The sequence below is a fragment of the Massilia sp. TSP1-1-2 genome (assembly GCF_049896185.1).
Taxonomy (GTDB): Bacteria; Pseudomonadota; Gammaproteobacteria; order Burkholderiales; family Burkholderiaceae_D; genus Telluria_A.
Genome location: NZ_JAFCTU010000010.1, coordinates 136332 through 155597 on the forward strand (window position 1 = coordinate 136332; position 19266 = coordinate 155597).

A 19266-nucleotide genomic window follows, 5' to 3' on the forward strand; every position below is an offset into this window, starting at 1 on the left:
AACTAGACAACCGGTAAATACGATGCGCGACTTGGATCTTGTGGTATTTGGCGGTGTCGGCATCGACACCATCGTGCGCGTTCCCTGGCTGCCGCTGGCGACGGCAGACTCAATTCATGTGGGCCCGGTGCGCGACTACGTGGCCCATACCGGCAATGGCGTGGCGCTCGGCTCGCACGCGCTTGGGCGGGCCACGATGTTGGTCGACTTCATCGGCGACGATCCGCAGGCAGAACTGATCCACGCGCGTTACCGCGAGCGGGGCCTGCCCTTCAGCTATCTGATTCACCCAAGCGGCACGCGCCGCAGCGTGAACCTGGTTGACCCGGCGGGGCGGCGGCTCTCCTTGTATGACGCTCGCCATCCGGACGCGCTGCGCATGGAGCGCGCGTATTACCTGCCCTTCCTGGAGCGTGCCACGCATGCGCATTTTTCCATCGTGCCGTGGGCAGCGGATCTGTACGACGACGCGCAGGCGCTTGGCGTGATGGTGTCGACGGACCTGCATGACTGGGACGGCAGCAAACCTTATTACCATCCCTTCGCCTATCGCTCGGACATCGTGTTCATGAGTACCGCCGCCATGGGAGGGCGGCATGAACAGGTCATGCGCGAGATTTTCGCGCAGGGCCGCGCACAAGTCGTGGTGGCTACGGCCGGTGCGGCGGGCAGTTATTTCATGACGCGGGGCGAGCAGGTATCGCGGCACGTGCGGGTGGCGGGGATGGGACGGCCCATCGTTGACAGCAATGGCGCGGGCGATGCGTTTGCGGCGGCGTTTTTGGCCGGCTACGCGCAGGAGCGGGAGGTGTTGGAGTGCATGCAGATGGGAGCAGTCGCCGGCGAGCATGCGTGCGGGCTCGAGGGCACGGCGGAGGGGTTTTTGACGGGTGAGGAACTGCGCAATCTCCTGTGATCGAGGTCGGCGCGGGCTGAAAACAGGGGCACGCTGGCAAAGCAATCACGCCGATAACAACGCCAAGCCTCATCGTCCCGCGTTCCATGTCGTTGCAAAAGAGTAGGTCGGAAAAGCGAAGCGCATTCCGACCTACGGTCCACGAAGCCCCTTGTGCAGCAGCCTCGCTCGCGAGGCCAATGGGGCTTGCCAGTTACGCGGCGGTCTTTTCGTCGCGCAGCTCGCGCCGCAGGATCTTGCCGACGTTGGTCTTGGGCAGATCGGTGCGGAACTCGATGTACTTCGGCTTCTTGTACGCGGTCAGCTGCTCTTTGCAGTAATCCATCAGCATCTCGGACGTCAGGTTCGGATCCTTTTTCACCACGAACAGCTTCACAGCCTCGCCTGAATTTTTGTCCGGCACGCCCACGCACGCGCATTCGAGCACGCCCGGATGGGAGGAGACCACGCCTTCAATCTCGTTCGGATAGACGTTGAAGCCCGACACCAGAATCATGTCCTTCTTGCGGTCCACGATCCGGGTGTAGCCGCGTTCGTCCATGATGCCGACGTCGCCCGACTTGAAGAAGCCGTCGGCCGTCATGACCTTGGCCGTTTCATCGTCGCGCTGCCAGTAGCCGGCCATCACCTGCGGGCCACGAATCGCGATTTCGCCGGCGGTGCCCAGCGGGACCGGCTGGCCGTCGTCGTCCAGGATCTGGATTTCGGTGGACGGATACGGCAGGCCGATCATGCCGGTAAATTCCTTGATGTCGCAGCGGTTGGCGGTGGCCACCGGCGACGTCTCGGACAGACCATAGCCTTCGATGATCGGGGTGCCGGTCAGCTTGAGCCACTTGTCGGCCACGGCCTGCTGCACCGACATGCCGCCGCCGTTGCAGATCTTGTAGCTTGAAAAATCAAGCTTGTGGAAGTCGGCGTTGTTGAGCAAACCGTTGTACAGCGTATTCACGGCCGGGAAAATGTTGACCTTGTACTTGGCCAACTCCTTGACGAAACCGGGCATGTCGCGCGGATTTGGAATGAGCACGTTCAAGCCGCCCAGGCGCGTGCCCATCATGGCGCAAACGGTGAGCGAATAGATGTGGTACAGCGGCAGCGCGCAAATGAAGATGAGCTGCTGGTCCTTTGGCAGTGTATTCAAGGTCGGCTGCAGCCACGCTTCGTTTTGCAGCACGTTGGCGATCACGTTGCGGTGCAGGAGCACGGCGCCCTTGGACACGCCCGTGGTGCCGCCCGTGTACTGCAAAAAGGCGATGTCGTCATGACCGAGCTTGACGGGTTTGAGCGTCAGGCGCGAGCCTTCGGCGAGCACCTTGTTGAACGGGATCGCGGTTGGCAGCGAAAACGCCGGCACCATTTTTTTGACCTTGCGCACCACGAAGTTGACGATGGTGCCTTTTACGAAACCGAGCAAATCGCCCATGTTGGCAACGATGACGTGCTTGACCTTGGTTTTGGCCAGCACCTGTTCGACGGTGGTGGCGAAGTTCTCCAGCACGATGATCGCCTCGGCGCCCGAGTCGGAAAGCTGGTGCTGCAGTTCGCGCGGGGTGTACAGCGGATTGACATTGACGATCACGTAACCGGCGCGCAGCACGGCGGCCATGGCGACCGGATACTGCAAGACGTTGGGCATCATGATGGCCACGCGCGCACCTTGCTTGAGCCCGCGCGACTGCAGCCAGGCGCCCATCTGCCGCGACATCTGATCGAGCTCGCCATAGGTGATGGACTTGTCCATGCAGGCGAAGGCCTTGCGGTCGGCGTACTTCTTGAACGCTTCTTCGAGCAAGGCGTTGAGCGACCGGTACTGCGTGATGTCGATCTCCGTTGCCACGCCTTTTTCGTACGACTTAAGCCAAAACTTGTCCATCTGATGCCTCTCTCGTTGTTGTGTGCTTCTACCGTGCCTTCTAACGCAAAAGCCGCCCGAGCGTATCGGGCGGCTTTCGGTTTCCACTATTTACGCGGCTTTCTTTTCATCTCGCAGGACGCGGCGCAAGATCTTGCCGACGTTGGTCTTTGGCAGTTCGTCGCGAAACTCGATGTATTTCGGTTTCTTGTAGCCGGTGAACTGCTGCTTGCAGTAGTCCATCAACTGCTCGCTGGTCAGGTTCGGGTCCTTGCGCACCACGTACACCTTGACCGCTTCGCCGGAGTGCTCGTCGGGCACGCCGATGACGGCGCATTCCAGCACGCCCGGATGCAGCGCGATCACGCCTTCGAGTTCATTCGGGTAGACGTTAAAGCCGGAGACCAGGATCATGTCCTTCTTGCGATCGACAATCTTGACGTAGCCGTTGGCATCCATGACGCCCACGTCGCCCGACTTGAAAAAGCCGTCGGCGGTCATGACCTTGGCCGTTTCGTCGGCGCGGTTCCAGTAGCCGGCCATCACCTGCGGGCCGCGGATCGCGATTTCGCCCGGCTCGCCCAATGCCACCGGATGGCCATCGTCGTCCAAGATGGCGATTTCGGTCGACGGCACCGGCAGGCCGATGGTGCCGGAAAACTCGGTCAGGTCGGCCCGATTGCAGGTGGCTACGGGCGACGTTTCGGACAAGCCGTAGCCTTCGATGATGCAGGTGCCCGTGAGTTTTTTCCACTTGTCGTTGACGGCCTGCTGCACGGCCATGCCGCCGCCATTGGAAATTTTCAGGCCCGAAAAATCGACCTTGCCGATGTCAGGATGGTTGACCAGCGCGTTGTAGAGCGTGTTCACCGCCGGCAGCATGTTGATCTTGTACTTGGCCAGCTCCTTGATGAAGCCCGGGATATCGCGCGGGTTCGGGATCAGAATATTGAGCGCGCCCACGCGGGTGCCCCACATGGCGCACGCCGTCAGCGCAAAGATGTGATACAGCGGCAGCGCGCACACGATGACGACCTGCTCGACGACCGGCGCGCGCACCAGGGCCGGCTGCGACCACGCTTCGCTTTGCAGCACGTTGGCGATGATGTTGCGGTGCGTGAGCGTGGCCCCTTTCGACACGCCCGTGGTGCCGCCCGTGTACTGCAAAAAGGCGACGTCCGATGCGCTGGCCTTGACCGGCGTGAAGGTCATTTTTTCGCCCTGGGCCAGCACGTCCTTGAAGCGCAGCGCGTTCGGCAGCGAAAACGCCGGCACCATTTTTTTGACGTTGCGCACCACGAAATTGACGATCATGCCTTTCAGGCCACCGAGCATTTCGCCCATGCTGGCCACGACGATGTGCTTGACGCCGGTCTTGGCCAGCACCTGTTCGAGCGTGGTGGCGAAGTTCTCCAGCACGATGATCGCTTCGCTGCCCGAGTCGTTGAGCTGGTGTTCCAGTTCGCGCGGCGTGTACAGCGGGTTGACGTTGACGACTGTGTAGCCGGCGCGCAGGATGGCGGCAATCGCGATCGGGTACTGCAGCACGTTGGGCATCATTACCGCCACGCGCGCGCCTTTTTTCAGGCCGCGCGTCTGCAGCCAGGCCGCCATACGCCTGGAATACAGGTCGACTTCACGGTAGGTGAGGAACTTGTCCATGCAGACGTAGGCATTGCGGTCTGCGAATTTGGTGAAAGACTCTTCCAGCAACTGGACGAGCGAGCCGTATTGGTCAGGATTGATCTCCGACGGCATGTTTGCGGGATAGGATTTCAGCCAAAATTTGTCCATCGAATGCCTCTGTCTCAAATAATTATATTGTTGGATCTGGCGGCACCCTGCCAGTCGCGTTGCTTTTTAGACTAAAAAGAACGAGCATGCGTTTTATCACACCTGCTTGTGATGCTATCGGGCAGACGGCTTGGACGCAAGCGCTTTTGCTGGTATTCGAGCAAGACCTCTATCCGGAGGATCATTGCTGCGCTGCAGCAACAACAGCTATCGGTCCGCCGAGGCGTTTGAGCTGGGTATGGCGTTCGTCTTTGTCAAGTTCGGCAAGGACGCGGGCGGCGGCATAAAAGCGGGAAAAGGTCTTTTCGCGCGCCAGCAAGGCGCGGAAGGCGGGGATGAAATCGTTATAAGTGGCAATTGATGCCAGGTGGGCGTTGGACAGCGGTTCGGCGAAAAAGCGGTCGTAGCCGGCAAAGCCGCCCCAGCTAAGCTTAAGCAACTGGTAGTCATCCTTGAGCTTTTGGAACAGGCGCGCCTTGGCGGCGCGCTTGTTGGCTTGGCTGGCCTTGGAAGCGTAGGTTTCTTCCAGCGCGCTGCGGCAGGTGAGCAACAGTTTCAGAAATTCCTTCTTGCGCGCGGAAAACTTGATGTAATTGTCGCGCATGGCCTGGTTGCCGTAGCTGCTCAGCCAGCGCTCCACGCCGGCCTCCTCGACCGCGCTGGCGAACGATTCATTGAACTGGGAATCGCCCTGCACGTACACCACCTGGTGCGACAATTCGTGGAACAGCAGGCGCGCCAGTTCGGCGTCCGGGTAGTAGATGAAGGTCGAAATCAGCGGATCGTTGAACCAGCCGAGCGTGGAATAGGCCGGCACGCCGCCGACCTGCACGTCGTTGCCCGCGGCGCGCAGTTCGCGTCCGTAGGCTGCGGCGTCTTCCTTGCTGTAGTAGCCGCGGTAACTGACGCAGCCAGCCACCGGGAAGCACCACTGGACGGGCTTGAGCGAGAGCTCGGGCGTGGCGACGACATTCCACAGCACGAAGGGGCGCGCGAGCGACGCGTAGTTTTTATAGCTGTTGTTGTCGGGCAGGCCAAGCTCGTGCACGGCGAAGGTGCGGATCTGGCGCGCGGTGGCCAGGCGCGTCCTGAGTTTGGCGTCGGTGTTCTGGTCGGCCAGCCATTCTTCGATGGGTCGGGCGTCGGAAAGCAGCGTCAGCTGGCCCTGCGCGGCCTGGGCGTAGTAATTTAGGCTAGAACAACTGACAAGCATGGTCGCCGCCGCGCACATCAACATGCATCCTTTGGCTGTGCGGCTGAACTTCATGCGCGATCCTTTTTTCAAGCGGCTTTTTCCACCTGCACTAGTGTGTCATAGAAAGTCGGGGCGCGGCCCATGTCGGTCAAGGCCTGGCTTGTCACTTGGTTGGCGTTCTTGCCATCGCTGGCGAGCTTTTTCCACCATACTGACAGACCAACGACCAGTCCGGCGCGCGCCTTCGGCGTAATGCGTGCCTTGCACACGAATGCGCCGCGATCGTTGTAAATGCGCACCATATCGCCGTCTGCAATGCCGCGCGGCGTGCAATCGTCCGGGTGCATGTCCAGCCGCGGTTCGCCTTCGGTGCCGCGCAGGCTGATGACGTTGACGAAGGTCGAATTGAGAAAGTTGCGCGCCGGTGGAGAAATCATGGCCAGCGGGTATTTGGCGGCCAGTACCGGGTTGCTGGCCCGCGATTCATAGGGCGCGATGTAGCATGGCAGCGGGTCCAGGCCGTCGGCCAGCATGCTCGCCGAATAAAACTCGCACTTGCCCGACGGCGTAGGAAAGTTGCCGTTGGCGAAAGGCGCATCCGGCATTGCCAGCTTTTGCCAACCCTTGCGCTTGAGCGACTCCCAGTCGAAGTGAACCGCGCGCGCGTGGGTCTTGTCAAATGCCTGGGCGGCGAGTTGGTCGTCGCTTTCCTGGAAGCAGGGGTCGTCAAAGCCCATGCGCGCGGCGAGCAGGCGGAACACTTCCGTGTTCGGCTTGGCTTCGCCCAAGGGGGCGATGGCGGCGTTGTTGGCCATCATGTACAGGTGGCCGTAGGCGTGGTGCACGTCAATATGCTCAAGCTGCGTGGTGGCGGGCAGCAAGATGTCGGCGTAGTCGGCGCTGTCGGTCTGGAAGTGTTCCAGCACCACCGTGAACAGGTCGTCGCGCAAAAAGCCGCGCATCACCTTGTCGGAATCGGGGGCAATCGCCAGCGGGTTGGCGTTGTAGACAATGACCGCTTCGATCCTGGGACCGAACTCGGGCGAGCTCTCGCGCAGCAAATCGTCGCCGATGGTGGTCATGTTGATGGTGCGCGCCGGCGTGGTCAGCAAGTCCGGACGCTGCATGGCCGGCTTGTTGAGAGGAAACGAGCCGGAAGTCGACAGCTGGATGCCCCCGGCCGCGTGGCGCCATGCGCCCACCAGCGCCGGCAGGCAGGCGATGTTGCGCACGGCCATGCCACCGCCGCGCACGCGTTGCACGCCGTAGTTGGTACGGATGGCAACCGGTTCGCCGCGCCGCGCCGCCTGGCCGTATGCGCGCGCCAGGCCCAGCACTTCGTTGGTCGAGATGCCGCAGGTGTCGGCCGTGCGTTCCGGGGTCCATTCGGCCACGCGCAGTTTCAGCTCCGCGAAGCCGAGCGTGTATTGGTCGATGTAATCCTGGTCAACGAGGTCTTCGGCGATCAGCACGTGCATCAGGCCCAGCGCCAGCGCCGAATCCGTTCCGGGTAGCAGGGCAATGTGCTGGTGGCATTTTTCAGCCGTCAGCGAGCGGTACGGGTCGATCGCGATCAACTTCGCGCCGCGCCGCTTGGCTTCCTGCGCGCGCATCCAGAAATGCAGGTTGGAGGCAATCGGGTTGCCGCCCCAGATGATGATCAGTTTGGCATCCTGGAATTGCTCGATATCGGTGCCGATGGTGGCGCCGATGGTGTATTTATAACCGATGAAGCCCGCCATGGCGCAAATGGTACGGTCCAGCAAGGAGGCGCCCAGTTTGTGGAAGAAGCGCGCCGACATCGACTCGCCCTGCACTTGCCCCATGGTGCCGCAATAACTGTAAGGCAAAATTGCCTGAGGAGCGCGGGCGACGATGCCGCCCAGTCGGGTGGCGATCTCGTCGATTGCCTGTTCCCAGGTGATGCGTTCAAACTTGCCCTCGCCCTTGTTGCCCACGCGGCGCATCGGATGCAGCAGGCGGTCGGCATGGTAGGTGCGCTCGGCGTAGCGCGCGACCTTGGTGCACAGCACGCCGGCCGTGGTCGGATGGTCGGGATCGCCTTTGACCTCGGTGGCGACGCCATCCTCGACGGTAATGAGCAGCGCGCAGGTATCGGGGCAGTCGTGCGGACAGGCGGCACGCACTTGGGTAATGGTCATCGGCGATCCAGGAAAAAACCACGGGGCGAAACCGCTACTGTAAACGATTCCCGCCCCCCTCATGCGATGCCCCATGGGAAGAAGTCCACCCCGGGATCAGCAGGGCTACAATAGTTCGGCAAATGCATTAACATTCGGGCATTAGGAGAACCACATGAAACTCGTCGAACCCATCATCGCCTTCCAATCGGAACTGCAGCAAATTCGGCGCGATCTGCATGCGCATCCGGAACTTTGTTATGAAGAGCAGCGCACTTCGGACGTGGTTGCCGCGCGCCTGACCGAATGGGGGATTCCGGTCGTGCGCGGGCTGGGCGTGACGGGTGTGGTGGGCATCATCAAGAACGGCTCGTCCGCGCGGGCGATCGGCCTGCGCGCCGATATGGATGCGCTGCCCATGCAAGAGAGCAATAGCTTCGAGCACGCCTCTGTTCACCCGGGAAAGATGCACGCCTGCGGCCACGACGGCCACACGGCCATGCTGCTCGGAGCGGCCCATCACCTGGCCACGCACCGCCATTTTGACGGCACGGTGTATCTGATTTTCCAGCCCGCCGAAGAAGGCGGCGGCGGCGCCAGGCGAATGATGGAAGACGGCTTGTTCGAGCAGTTTCCCATGGATGCAGTTTACGGCATGCACAACTGGCCGGGCCTGGAAATGGGAACGTTCAATATCGTGGCCGGGCCCATGATGGCGTCCAGCAACGAGTTTCACGTCGTGGTCAAGGGCAAGGGCGCGCACGCGGCCCAGCCGCACAAGGGTGTCGATCCCGTCATGGTGGCGGTCCACATTGCGCAAAGCTGGCAAACCATCGTGTCGCGCGAGAAAAACCCGCTTGATACGGCCGTGCTGTCGATCACCCAAATCCACGCCGGCAGCGCCACCAACGTCATCCCCGACGAAGCGGTGCTGATCGGTACCGTGCGCACCTTTACCACGCCGGTGCTGGACTTGATCGAACAGCGCATGGAAGAGGTCGCCAGGCATACCGCGGCCGCTTTCAACGCCGACATCGACTTCACGTTCAAGCGCAATTACCCGCCGCTGGTCAATCATGCCAAGGAAACGGCGTTCGCGATCGAGGCGATGAAGGCGGTCGCCGGGCCGGAGCGGGTCGACAGCAATACCGCGCCAACCATGGGTGCCGAAGATTTCGCCTACATGCTGCAGGCCAAGCCAGGCTGCTATGTCTTCATCGGCAATGGCGAAGGCAGCCACCGCGCGGGCGGCCACGGCCTGGGGCCTTGCCAGTTGCACAATGCGAGCTACGATTTCAACGACAGCCTGCTGCCGATCGGGGCCAGCTACTGGGTGCGCCTGGCGGAAATGAGCTTGCCGCTGGCCTGACAGCACGCAGCTCAGGGACAACGGTCCGGGCCGGCGCCAAGGCGCTGCCCCGGATTTTTTTTCTCCAGCGCCAGCAAGGCAGCTGCATGGTCGGCGTGCGGGTGGTCAGCGGCGATGCTCTGGAACGACTCCGTCACCAGCGCTGCGACCGGCAGCACCAGGCCCGCGTCGGCCGCCGCCGCCAGTACATTGCGCAAGTCCTTGAGCTGGCTTTTAACCTGGCCGCCGGGCATGAAATTGCGGTCGAGCATGCGCTGGCCGTGCAGCTCGAGGATGCGGCTTTCGGCAAAGCCACCCCGGATCGCATCGCGCACGGCATGCGGATCCGCGCCGGCCGCCTGCGCCAGCAGCAAGGCTTCGGCGACGATGCCAAGCGTGGCGCCAACGATCAGTTGGTTGCGCAGTTTGGCGACCTGGCCGCTGCCTGCGGGACCGACCAGCGTTGCGCGTCCCATCGCCGTCAGAACCGGCATGGCCTCGGTAAAGTCATCCATGGCGCCGCCGGCCATGATCGCCAGCGTGCCCGCCTCGGCGCCGGCGACGCCACCGGAGACGGGCGCATCGACGAAGCGGCAACCATGCCGGACCAGATTGGCGTGAAAGACCAGCGCTTCGGCGTGCGCCGTGGAACTCATGTCGATCCACAGCGTGCGCGGCGCCAGCGCGGGCAAGGCGGCCGCGATCACCTCGTCCACGGCGTCGCCCGCTTCCAGCATCGAGATCACGATGCCGGCGCCGCGCACCGCTTCGGCCACGCTGGCGAACGGTTCGGCGCCGGCCGGGTGCAGCGACTGCGCTTTTGCAGCGGTCCGGTTCCAGACGCGCACCGGGTAGCCGGCCTGCAACAGGCGCAAGGCCATGGGCCTGCCCATCAATCCGATGCCGATAAATACGATTGGTAGTTGTGTCAATGTCGCTCCATTCATTATGTCACGCGTGCGCGCCCTCGAAATGACCGCGAGGCCGGTACAATGCTTGCTGTTCAATTATCCTTCGCCGAAGCACCCATGATAGCCCCAACGCAATTCAACGTCCTCGCCGTGCTCCTTGCGCTGGCTGTGCCGCTGCCCGCGCTGGCTGGCGCGCCGACGCCGGACGGCGCGTCGCTCGAGTATGGATCGGGTTCCAAAGTCGCGCTGCTGCGCGCCGGGCTGCAGTCACACTGGGAGCGGCGCTGGTTCGAGCACAATGGCAGGCATATCGGCGCCTACTGGGACGTGCAGCTGGCGCGTTGGCAAGGGCGGGCCTACCAAAACGTCAAGGGGCAGAACCAGAATATTACCGACTTCGGACTGACGCCGGTGTTTCGCTGGCAGGCTGACGAGCGCAAGGGCTGGTACCTGGAAGGCGGGATCGGCGTGCACTGGCTGTCGGCGCTGGTCGACAATGACGCCAACTGCCTGTCAACCCGTTTCCAGTTCGGCGACCATGCGGGTGCCGGCTATGTGTTGGACAATGGCTGGGACCTGGGCTTGAAGGTCCAGCATTTTTCAAACGGGGGCATCAAGAAGCCGAACAGCGGCGTCAATTTTGTCGTGGTCAAAGTTACCCGCGCTTTTTAATCAGGCGCCGTAAGACGCCAATGGCTGCGCGAAACTGAGCAGCCACAGGCTTAGCTCGCGCTCGGCGCCCCTGGCCACGCGCACGCGGTTGGTGGCGGCGCTCCCCGCAACGATATTGCCGCCGGCATCAACCTCGAAGCCGGTGACGTCCGCGTCTACAACTTCGTTCCCCACCGCATCGAATACCCGGGTTGCCATGCCAAAGTCGTTGTCGTTGGTAATGGCCAGTGTGTGCGCGTCCACCAGCGCCAAGCCTTCCGCTTTTTCGGCGACCCAGCCAATGCCATTCAAGCTTAGCAGTTCCGTCTTTTTCAATGGTGTCACGGCCGACCAGTCGGCGCCATTCACGGGGGAGCCGCCCATGCTGCTGCGTTCCAGGTCCGCCGTTGCCGGATTGAAAGCGGCGGCGCCGATGTCCGTGGCGGCGGCCGTGTCGACCAGCATCAGCTTGTTGAACACGTGGCGATGCTCGCCCTCGCCCTGTTCGATCACGATGAACTTGCCGCCACCGAGCGCCACCACGTCGCCCAGCTTGGCATTGCCGGTGCGCCCGTCGGCAAACTGCGCCCCGGCCAGCGGATAGGCCATCATCCGCAGCGTCGAAGCGCTGGCCGGGTCAAACTCGACCCAGCGCAGGAAGGCGGCGTAGCGTTCGATTTTTTCGACCTTGCCAGTGACGGCGTAGGGCGCCGCGCCATCGCTCAGCGGACTTTGCAGGAAGGCGTGGAGGGTGTCGGTGGCGGGGTCGAGCGTCATGCCCTCCATGCCGCGGTTTGCGCGCCGCCGGGCCAGGATGGGTGGCAAGCCGCTGCCCGGTGCATACCGTTCCAGCATCGCACCACTATCCGGATCGATCTTCATCAGGAACGGGCCATACTCGTCGGCCACCCACAGCACGCCGCGCCGGCGGTCGTAGGCGATCGCTTCGCTGTCGATGCCTCCGGCGTGAAAAACCGCCTTGCCGCCGGCGTCGAAACGCAGGGCATCATGCAGGGGAATTTCCGCTGCATGGGGCAGCGGCAAGCCGGACGCCATCAAGGTGGGGGAGATGCGGATTGGCAGGCTGGACGCAAGCGCGGCCCCGTGCGCGCCGACCCGCAGCAGCCCGATCGCCGGCGTAAAACCAGGCGCGGGGAATAGCTTGCTGTCCATCATGCCAGCGCCGTCGAGGGACGGCAGGCGCGGCCCGTCGCCGTTCGGACCGCGGTCGGTCAGGCAGAAAAACTCCAGGTCGCCATCGGAGCCGACGCCCTTGAACGCCAGTCCCGAACCGTACGAGGGCGAAAAACCGTCCGGGAAGTCTTGCTGCACGTGAGGGTCGGCGCCTTCGTAAGGCACATTCAAGGCGGCGGGCACGGCCACGACGTGACGCGTGACGGTGACGCCGACCGCGCCGAGCGGGGTGCTCTGGGTATAGCTTGCGTGACTGGACATGTTGATGACTATACCTTAGAACCTTTGATATTTCGCAAACCTGACGGCTGCGCCGATGTGCCGGGCACAACTGTGCGCGTTAAGCTTTTTCCATCGAGAACGACGGAGGCACTCATGTACGGCACAAGCCTGGCGACGGCAGTGATCATGGTATCCGGTATGGCGGTGTCGGGCACGGCGGCGGCAAGCCAGGGCAGCTGGCTGACCGTCGGTGAAGCGGCCTTCGCCCAGCTCAAGCTTGGCGGGCACAAGGTTACCATCCGCGCCAATCAGCTGGCGGCGGGCGGCGCTGAAAACCTGTACTTGATCGAAGTGCGCACCCGCGATCTGCCGTCGATTGCGGCCACGCTGCATCGCAAGCTCAAGCACTGCGGCGGCTTCATGTTCCATGCCAGCGAAGCGCAGGCGCGCGTGGCGCTGGCCGGCGGCGCACTGCGCGCGGTGCCGCTCAGCACGCGCCCGTCGTATGTGCTTGCCAACCAGGCGCTGGTTACGCCCATCCTGGCGCAGATGGACGAGCAGCAGATCGCCGCGACGATCATCCGCCTGTCCGGCTTCGTCAACCGCTACTACAGCAGCGCGCACGGGGCGCAGGCGGCGGACTGGATCAGCACCACATGGGCGGCACTGGCGGCCGGGCATGGCAACATGGCGGTGACGCAGTTCGACCACGCCGGCTACGCTCAGCGCTCGGTCATCGCGACGATTACCGGCAGCGACAAGGCGTCCGAGGTGATCGTGCTGGGCGCCCACTTGGACTCGATCAGCTTGAGCGCCGAGCGCGCGCAGGCGCCAGCGCCCGGGGCCGACGACGACGCCTCCGGGGTCGCCGTCCTGACCGAAGTGCTGCGGGTGCTGGTCCAGGCCGACTACCGGCCGCGCCGCACCATTAAGCTGATCGCTTACGCCGCCGAGGAAGTCGGCCTGCGCGGCTCGCAGGATATTGCGCGCGAGTTCAAGCGGAACAAGGTCGACGTGGTCGGCGTCTTGCAGCTCGACATGACCAACTTCAAAGGTTCCAGCAAGGATATTTATCTGATCAGCGACTACACGGACGGCGAGCAAAATCGTTTTCTCGAAAAACTGATTGCCGCCTATTTGCCGACGGTGAACATTGGCAGCGACAGATGTGGCTATGCCTGTTCCGACCATGCGGCCTGGAGTGCGCTGGGCTACGCGACTTCGATGCCTTTCGAATCGACGCTTGCCCAGGATAACCCCAGCATCCACAGCAAGAACGACACGTATGCCAACTCGGGCGCTCAGGCCGCGCACGCGCTCAAGTTCGCCCGCATGGCAGCGGCTTATGCTGTCGAGCTGGGGACGGATTCTCCTTAGCACGTCACAGTGCCGTGCGATAACAAAGGTTGTAAGTCATTGATTTTGTTAAGAATTAGACTGTCGGTCTAATGAGACACCTGCCCCGCAACACACAATTTGCGTGATAGTATTTTTCCCAATCTTGCGTTTTCGCGCAAACACCAGCTCCACGAGATCCACGTTGCGGCCATCCCGGTCGCCTTGTTTTGGATAGGCGGGACTAGGCCTACCGGCCTGCATTCCGCTTGCAGAGGGCAACCCGCCCATAACAAAAGGAAAAATCAATGAGTCAGAAACGCAAAGTTGCAGCTGGTAGCGCTCCCGTCATTCTCGCCGTTTTGCTCGCTGGATTGTTTGCCAGCGGCGCTGCGATGGCCGAGGGCAAGAAGAGCTGGATTACCGTGGGTGAAAAAGCATATGCGCAATTGCAGAAAATGGCGCCACAGGTGATCGCCCGCGATACCAAGACGCTGCGTACCAATGCAGCGGGCGCGAAGGTGGCGTCGACCGAACAAGTCCATCTGGTCGAAGTGGATGAAGAACAAATGCGCAAGCTGAGCGAAGCCATCCACCATGAATTGAAGCGCTGCGGCGGCTTCATGTTCCACGCCAGCGAAGCCGAGGGCAAGCGTTCGCTGGCGCAGCAGGCGGCCCCGCCGGCCACGCTGGCAACGCTCACGCGCCCGGCATACACGCTGGACAACGCAGCCCTGGTAACGCCGGTGCTCTCGCAAATGCAAGCGGGCAATATCACCACGACGATCAACGATTTGTCGACGTTTGTGAACCGCTATTACACCTCCACCGGCGGCACTGACGCCTCGAACTGGCTGCGCACCAAATGGGCCGGCATGGCCACCGGCCGCAGCGACATTACCGTCACCCAATTCGCGCACACCGGCTACACGCAAAAGTCGGTGATCCTGACTATTGCCGGTACCGACAATGCGTCCGAAGTGGTGGTGCTGGGCGGCCACCTCGACTCCATCAATGTGTCGAATACGGGTGAAACAGCGCGCGCGCCGGGGGCGGACGATGATGCATCGGGCATTGCCAGCATGACCGAAGCGCTGCGCGCCATGATTGCCAACGGATACAAGCCGCGCCGCACGATCAAGATGATCGGCTACGCCGCCGAGGAAGTGGGCCTGCGCGGCTCGAAAGACATTGCCGCCAACTTCAAGGCGAACAATGTGAACGTGGTCGGCGTGATGCAGCTGGACATGACCAACTACAAGGGCTCGCCCAACGACATCTACCTGTTCACCGATTACACCGACGCCCTGCAGTCGGACTTCATCGCCAAGCTAATCACGACCTACCAGCCGGGCGTGACGATCGGCTACGACAAGTGCGGCTATGCATGTTCGGACCATGCCTCCTGGACCGCCCAGGGTTACTACGCATCGATGCCGTTCGAGACGGCCATGGGCCAGGACAATCCCTACATCCATACTGCGAACGACACCTACGCCAATTCCGGCAACCAGGCCGCGCATGCGCTTAAGTTTGCCAAGATGGCGGCGGCGTTCGCCATTGAGCTGGGCAGCGACGGGCCGGCAGTCGTTCCGACGCAGCGCGTGGAAACGTTCACGGGATCGTTCACGGCCGGCCAGATCAAATCGTTCGGGCCATTCAAGGTGATTTCGGGTGGCACGCTGAAGGGCGAAACGACCGGCACTGGGGACGTTGACCTGTATATCCGCAAGAGCGCGCTGCCGACCACGTCGACTTACACCTGCAAGTCGGACGGCGCGGCTGCGGCCGAAACCTGCACGGTCAGCATGACGGCAAATGGCGACGTGTACCTGCTGCTCAAGGGCTATTCGGCATCGACCTATACCTTGAAAGTCACCTACAGCCCGCAGTAATCCTGGCGGCCCCAAGTCCGCCTTTCGGGGCGGATTTTTTTGGGACAGGGGCACAAGCAGGTCGCTTGGCTCGGCGAAGACCGAACGCTGCACCGTCAACAGGACGGCGAGTAGCAAGGAGCGCAGTTCGCGGCCACAGTTCCCGGGACACGGTTGAGCGGGATCATCGGCCCATTTGCCTGATGCATCAAAGTCTGCTTTCGGCAGCACTGCTTGCATAAGGGTTCCCATGGATGCCTTGTTCCTCTCCAGGATGCAGTTCGCCTGGCTGATTGCATTCCACATCTTGCTGCCGGCCTTTACGGTCGGCCTGTCCTGCTATGTGGCCACCCTCGAGGTCCGCTACTGGCTGGGCAAGGACGAGACGGTGCGTCGGCTGTCGGCGTTCTGGATCAAGATTTTCGCGATCTCGTTCGGCATGCGCGTGGTGTCGGGGATCGTCATGCCGTTCCAGTTTGGCACCAACTGGAGCCGGTTTACCGACGCCACCTCGAACGTGGTCGGCGCGCTGCTCGCCTACGAAGTCGTCACCGCATTCTTTCTTGAATCCGCCTTCCTCGGCGTGTTGCTCTTTGGCAGGAAGCTCGTGCCGCAGTGGGCGCACGCGCTGTCGGCGGTCCTGGTGGCGCTGGGCACCGTGCTGTCATCGTTCTGGATTCTCGCCGTAAACAGCTGGATGCAGACGCCGGCCGGCTACCAGATCGTCGACGGGCGTTTTTTCCCGCTCAGCCTGTCCGCCGTGATCTTCACGCCCTCCTTTCCATACCGGCTCGCGCATACCGTCTCGGCATTCCTGATCACCACGGCGTTCGTGGTCCTCGCCGTCGGTGCCTATTATTTGCTGCGGGGGGCGGCGCGCGCCGAGAGCCGCATCATGATGCGCATGTCGCTGCTGTTGCTCGCCCTGTTCGTGCCCTTGCAGATCATGCTTGGCGACCTGCACGGCCTGAACACGCTGCAGCATCAGCCTGCAAAGGTGGCCGCCATGGAAGGCATATGGGAAACCCAGCGCGGTGTCGCCGCTTCCCTGTTCGCGCTGCCCGATGCCGAGGCAGAGAAAAATCATCTTGAAATTGCCATTCCCAAGCTGGCAAGCATTTACCTGACACACGATCCGAACGGTGAAGTCAAGGGCTTGAAGGAATGGCCGCGGCAGGACCGCCCGCCTGTCGCGGTGGTGTATTTTGCGTTTCGCGTCATGGTCGGCGTCGGCCTGCTCATGCTCGCCATCGTCCTCACCGGCCTGTTGCTGTGGTGGCGCGGCCGCCTGTTCGATACGCGCTGGTATCTACGCGCATGCCAGGTGTCGGGCGCTTTCGGCTTTATTGCCGTGGTGGCTGGCTGGACGGTGACGGAAGTCGGGCGCCAGCCTTGGGTGGTGTATGGGCTGATGCGCACCAGCGAGGGTGTGACGCCCTCGCTCACCACGCTTGACGTACTCATTTCGCTGGCCGGTTACGTGCTGGCGTACATCATCATTTTCGGGGGCGGCTTTGTGCTGATGCGCCCCATGTCGGCGGTGAGCAATGCAGATGGCCAGGCGACACTTGCGGGAGGATCCGATGTCCCTTGACCTGGTGCCACTGTGGGCACTGATCCTGTCGCTCGCGGTGCTGATGTATGTGCTGCTCGACGGCTTCGACCTTGGCGTAGGCATCCTGTTCTTTTTCCGCAAGGATGCAGAAGAGCGCGACCTGATGGTGGCGTCGGTCGCACCGATCTGGGACTTTAATGAAACCTGGCTGGTGTTGGGCGGCGGCGGATTGCTGGCCGTGTTTCCGCTCGCGTTTGCCGTAATCATGCCGGCGGTCTATTTCCCCATTTTGGTCATGCTGCTGGGGCTGTTGTTTCGCGGGGTTGCGTTCGAGTTCCGGCACGTGCCCCAAGCCCGGCGCGCGGTTTGGGACAGGTCGTTTGCGTACGGCTCTCTGCTTGCGACTTTCGCGCAGGGCGTCGTGCTTGGCAATTTCATCGAAGGATTCCCGGTCAAAGGCCGCGCGTTTTCCGGAACCAGCTGGGACTGGATCGGTCCGTTCCCGCTGCTGACCGGCGCTGGCCTGGTCGTCGGCTACACGCTGCTTGGCGCCACCTGGCTGTACATGAAAACCGAAGGCGCGCTGCAGGAATGGACGCGCACGATGGCGCAGCGCGCCTTGCTGGGCATACTTGCCTTTATCCTCATGGTGAGCGTCTGGACGCCGCTGACAAACGAGCGTATCGCCGCGCGCTGGTTCACGCTTCCCAATTTCTTTTATTTTGCCCCAGTGCCGCTGCTGACCGTGGTGCTTGCCTGGCTTATATGGCAATCCTTGCGCAGGGGACGCGAGGTGGTGCCCTTTCTCGCTTCGATGGGCTTGTTTTTCCTGTCGTTCACGGGGCTGATTATTTCACTGTGGCCGTATGTGGCGCCGCCGTCCATTACCTTGTGGGATGCCGCGACGGCGCCCATGTCCCAGCAGTTTCTGATGGTGGGCACCATGTTCCTGCTACCGGTGATTTTGCTGTACGTGTTTTGGTCATACTGGTTGTTTCGGGGGAAGGTCAAGGCTGATGCCGGCTATCACGGGCCCTGATCGCGACATGTTGCCGTCGATCAGGCGGCTGGTTGCGAGGTGCTGATCAGGCGCGCTTGCGCGACACTGCCAGCGCGATCGCCAGTCCAAGACCCATCAAGGCCAGAGGTGCCGGCTCAGGCACGTCGGATGATGGGACCGCGACAGCGTTGCCGTGGATGGTGAAGTCCGCTGCCAATCCGTTCGCGCCGCCACCAGTATTGTTCACCAAGAAATTAATGGTGTTGAGTCCCTGGAGCAGCTCGCCGACGACCGAAGCGCTGTTCGAAATGCGCCAGACCTTCGATGCGCCGATATTGTTCACGCCGAGCGACGTACCATTGAGGGTAACGTCGGTCAGGTAGTCGTCAGAGATCCAGCGGAAATCGAAGGTGGTCGTATCAGCGTTCCCCTGCAACATGGAACCGGCCCAGTTGAACTGGAAACTGTAGTTGTAGACGTTGTTCCTGAACACAGTCGACGGACGGCCGGACTGGATGGGATCCCACGAAATGTAGCGCCCACTCGTCACGCTTGGCTGTGGCAGTACTGGCCAGCCAGGCGCGGCAGCGGTAACGAGGTAGGCTTGAGCGCTATTGACGGTGAACTGGTCGTCCAGATCGTCATGGTCAAGGTCTTGGCCCGTGGCGTAGGTGAGGCTGGCAAAGGCAGGGGCGCTGAGGGCAAGTGCCGCAGCGACCGCAGCGAATTTAAAGGTATTGAAGGTCATGATTTTTTCTGGCTCTAATGTGAAGTTTGACGTGTGCGTTATTGACACTGCTCAAATTGTTGATGCGCTCAACAATTCATTAGAGAAATCATAACATCGAGAAGCAACACAAATATCGCAATGGCAATTCTTTCATACCAAATGCCATTTATTGCATGGATTGCTTGTGCTTGGAAAGGTGCACGGTTCCGTTGAAATTAACGCCAATGACGACGTTTAGGGAAAATCGGTACATTTCTGCGGGTTTTCGCTTATAACGACTGCAGGAACGGTAACGGGACGCGAACATGGCGGATTTCATCCGTCCTAAGGTTGCCGTGCTTGGCATATTGACGGGTGTAATCTGGGGACGAAAAAAAACCCCACATTTCTGCGGGGTTTTTCTCTTATAACTAGCCTGACGATAACCTACTTTCACACTGGTTGCAGCACTATCATCGGCGTAATATCGTTTCACGGTCCTGTTCGGGATGGGAAGGGGTGGTACCGATTTACTATGGTCATCAGGCATAACTTGTACAGCTTGG

The 19266-nt window shown here is 61.6% G+C and carries 14 protein-coding genes and 1 rRNA gene; 7 read left to right on the top strand and 8 right to left on the bottom strand.

The features are described 5' to 3' along the window. The first annotated feature begins 22 nt into the window (after positions 1–22). Positions 23–916 (top strand): carbohydrate kinase family protein, encoded by an 894-nt coding sequence (locus ACP7BV_RS11115; protein WP_426103884.1) that lies wholly within the window; start codon positions 23–25, stop codon positions 914–916. A gap of 193 nt (positions 917–1109) precedes the next feature. Here the strand turns inward: ACP7BV_RS11115 and ACP7BV_RS11120 are convergent, their stop codons facing one another. The 4 genes from ACP7BV_RS11120 to ACP7BV_RS11135 form a co-directional block, all read right to left on the bottom strand. Beyond that, entirely contained in the window at positions 1110–2792 is a 1683-nt protein-coding gene (locus ACP7BV_RS11120) for a long-chain fatty acid--CoA ligase (RefSeq protein WP_426103885.1), read from the bottom strand. A gap of 90 nt (positions 2793–2882) precedes the next feature. Then, entirely contained in the window at positions 2883–4565 is a 1683-nt protein-coding gene (locus ACP7BV_RS11125) for a long-chain fatty acid--CoA ligase (RefSeq protein WP_426103886.1), read from the bottom strand. Positions 4566–4746: 181 nt separating this feature from the next. Continuing rightward, on the bottom strand, positions 4747–5832 hold the full coding sequence (locus tag ACP7BV_RS11130; RefSeq protein WP_426103887.1) for an aminopeptidase: 1086 nt from the start codon (positions 5830–5832) through the stop codon (positions 4747–4749). 14 nt (positions 5833–5846) lie between these two features. Continuing rightward, complete coding sequence (locus ACP7BV_RS11135; protein WP_426103888.1) at positions 5847–7922, bottom strand: molybdopterin-containing oxidoreductase family protein; 2076 nt, start codon at positions 7920–7922, stop codon at positions 5847–5849. Positions 7923–8076: 154 nt separating this feature from the next. Here ACP7BV_RS11135 and ACP7BV_RS11140 point away from each other — a divergent pair, with 154 nt between their 5' ends. Beyond that, positions 8077–9270, top strand: a complete 1194-nt coding sequence (locus ACP7BV_RS11140; protein WP_426103889.1) for a M20 aminoacylase family protein — start codon at positions 8077–8079, stop codon at positions 9268–9270. 11 nt (positions 9271–9281) lie between these two features. On the opposite strand, the gene ACP7BV_RS11145 is transcribed toward ACP7BV_RS11140, so the two are convergent. Next, the gene (locus tag ACP7BV_RS11145; protein WP_426103890.1) at positions 9282–10196 is read right to left on the bottom strand and encodes an NAD(P)-dependent oxidoreductase; all 915 of its coding nucleotides are present in this window, start codon (positions 10194–10196) and stop codon (positions 9282–9284) included. A gap of 81 nt (positions 10197–10277) precedes the next feature. Between ACP7BV_RS11145 and ACP7BV_RS11150 the strand changes: the two genes are divergently transcribed. Then, positions 10278–10832, top strand: coding sequence for an acyloxyacyl hydrolase (locus ACP7BV_RS11150; RefSeq protein ID WP_426103891.1), 555 nt, complete (start codon positions 10278–10280; stop codon positions 10830–10832). Here the strand turns inward: ACP7BV_RS11150 and ACP7BV_RS11155 are convergent, their stop codons facing one another. Further along, positions 10833–12266, bottom strand: coding sequence for an esterase-like activity of phytase family protein (locus tag ACP7BV_RS11155; RefSeq protein ID WP_426103892.1), 1434 nt, complete (start codon positions 12264–12266; stop codon positions 10833–10835). 114 nt (positions 12267–12380) lie between these two features. On the opposite strand from ACP7BV_RS11155, the gene ACP7BV_RS11160 reads away from it, so the two are divergent. The 4 genes from ACP7BV_RS11160 to cydB all read left to right on the top strand — a co-directional run bounded on the left by ACP7BV_RS11160 (position 12381) and on the right by cydB (position 18030). Next, on the top strand, positions 12381–13604 hold the full coding sequence (locus ACP7BV_RS11160; protein ID WP_426103893.1) for a M20/M25/M40 family metallo-hydrolase: 1224 nt from the start codon (positions 12381–12383) through the stop codon (positions 13602–13604). A 266-nt stretch (positions 13605–13870) separates the two neighbouring features. Beyond that, on the top strand, positions 13871–15457 hold the full coding sequence (locus ACP7BV_RS11165) for a M20/M25/M40 family metallo-hydrolase (RefSeq protein ID WP_426103894.1): 1587 nt from the start codon (positions 13871–13873) through the stop codon (positions 15455–15457). A 229-nt stretch (positions 15458–15686) separates the two neighbouring features. Beyond that, the gene (locus tag ACP7BV_RS11170) at positions 15687–17030 is read left to right on the top strand and encodes a cytochrome ubiquinol oxidase subunit I (RefSeq protein WP_426103895.1); all 1344 of its coding nucleotides are present in this window, start codon (positions 15687–15689) and stop codon (positions 17028–17030) included. Beyond that, entirely contained in the window at positions 17020–18030 is a 1011-nt protein-coding gene (cydB, locus tag ACP7BV_RS11175; RefSeq protein WP_426103896.1) for a cytochrome d ubiquinol oxidase subunit II, read from the top strand. The genes ACP7BV_RS11170 and cydB overlap by 11 nt, the downstream gene beginning before the upstream one ends. A 46-nt stretch (positions 18031–18076) precedes the next feature. Here the strand turns inward: cydB and ACP7BV_RS11180 are convergent, their stop codons facing one another. Both ACP7BV_RS11180 and rrf read right to left on the bottom strand, forming a co-directional pair. Further along, positions 18077–18739 carry a PEP-CTERM sorting domain-containing protein gene (locus tag ACP7BV_RS11180; RefSeq protein ID WP_426103897.1) on the bottom strand — a complete coding sequence of 221 codons (663 nt, stop codon included), beginning with the start codon at positions 18737–18739 and terminating at the stop codon, positions 18077–18079. Between the two features lie 395 nt (positions 18740–19134). Further along, positions 19135–19247: ribosomal RNA gene (rrf, locus tag ACP7BV_RS11185) — 5S ribosomal RNA — on the bottom strand. Between the last annotated feature and the right edge of the window lie 19 nt (positions 19248–19266).

What these genes read in the sequence shown, in the direction of transcription:
- ACP7BV_RS11155 (WP_426103892.1), bottom strand. Translation starts at nt 12,266, where the DNA reads ATGTCCAGTCACGCAAGCTATACCCAGAGCACCCCGCTCGGCGCGGTC.
- ACP7BV_RS11145 (WP_426103890.1), bottom strand. Translation starts at nt 10,196, where the DNA reads ATGAATGGAGCGACATTGACACAACTACCAATCGTATTTATCGGCATC.
- ACP7BV_RS11130 (WP_426103887.1), bottom strand. Translation starts at nt 5,832, where the DNA reads ATGAAGTTCAGCCGCACAGCCAAAGGATGCATGTTGATGTGCGCGGCG.
- cydB (WP_426103896.1), top strand. Translation starts at nt 17,020, where the DNA reads ATGTCCCTTGACCTGGTGCCACTGTGGGCACTGATCCTGTCGCTCGCG.
- ACP7BV_RS11120 (WP_426103885.1), bottom strand. Translation starts at nt 2,792, where the DNA reads ATGGACAAGTTTTGGCTTAAGTCGTACGAAAAAGGCGTGGCAACGGAG.
- ACP7BV_RS11165 (WP_426103894.1), top strand. Translation starts at nt 13,871, where the DNA reads ATGAGTCAGAAACGCAAAGTTGCAGCTGGTAGCGCTCCCGTCATTCTC.
- ACP7BV_RS11180 (WP_426103897.1), bottom strand. Translation starts at nt 18,739, where the DNA reads ATGACCTTCAATACCTTTAAATTCGCTGCGGTCGCTGCGGCACTTGCC.
- ACP7BV_RS11140 (WP_426103889.1), top strand. Translation starts at nt 8,077, where the DNA reads ATGAAACTCGTCGAACCCATCATCGCCTTCCAATCGGAACTGCAGCAA.
- ACP7BV_RS11160 (WP_426103893.1), top strand. Translation starts at nt 12,381, where the DNA reads ATGTACGGCACAAGCCTGGCGACGGCAGTGATCATGGTATCCGGTATG.
- ACP7BV_RS11135 (WP_426103888.1), bottom strand. Translation starts at nt 7,922, where the DNA reads ATGACCATTACCCAAGTGCGTGCCGCCTGTCCGCACGACTGCCCCGAT.
- ACP7BV_RS11125 (WP_426103886.1), bottom strand. Translation starts at nt 4,565, where the DNA reads ATGGACAAATTTTGGCTGAAATCCTATCCCGCAAACATGCCGTCGGAG.
- ACP7BV_RS11150 (WP_426103891.1), top strand. Translation starts at nt 10,278, where the DNA reads ATGATAGCCCCAACGCAATTCAACGTCCTCGCCGTGCTCCTTGCGCTG.
- ACP7BV_RS11170 (WP_426103895.1), top strand. Translation starts at nt 15,687, where the DNA reads ATGGATGCCTTGTTCCTCTCCAGGATGCAGTTCGCCTGGCTGATTGCA.
- ACP7BV_RS11115 (WP_426103884.1), top strand. Translation starts at nt 23, where the DNA reads ATGCGCGACTTGGATCTTGTGGTATTTGGCGGTGTCGGCATCGACACC.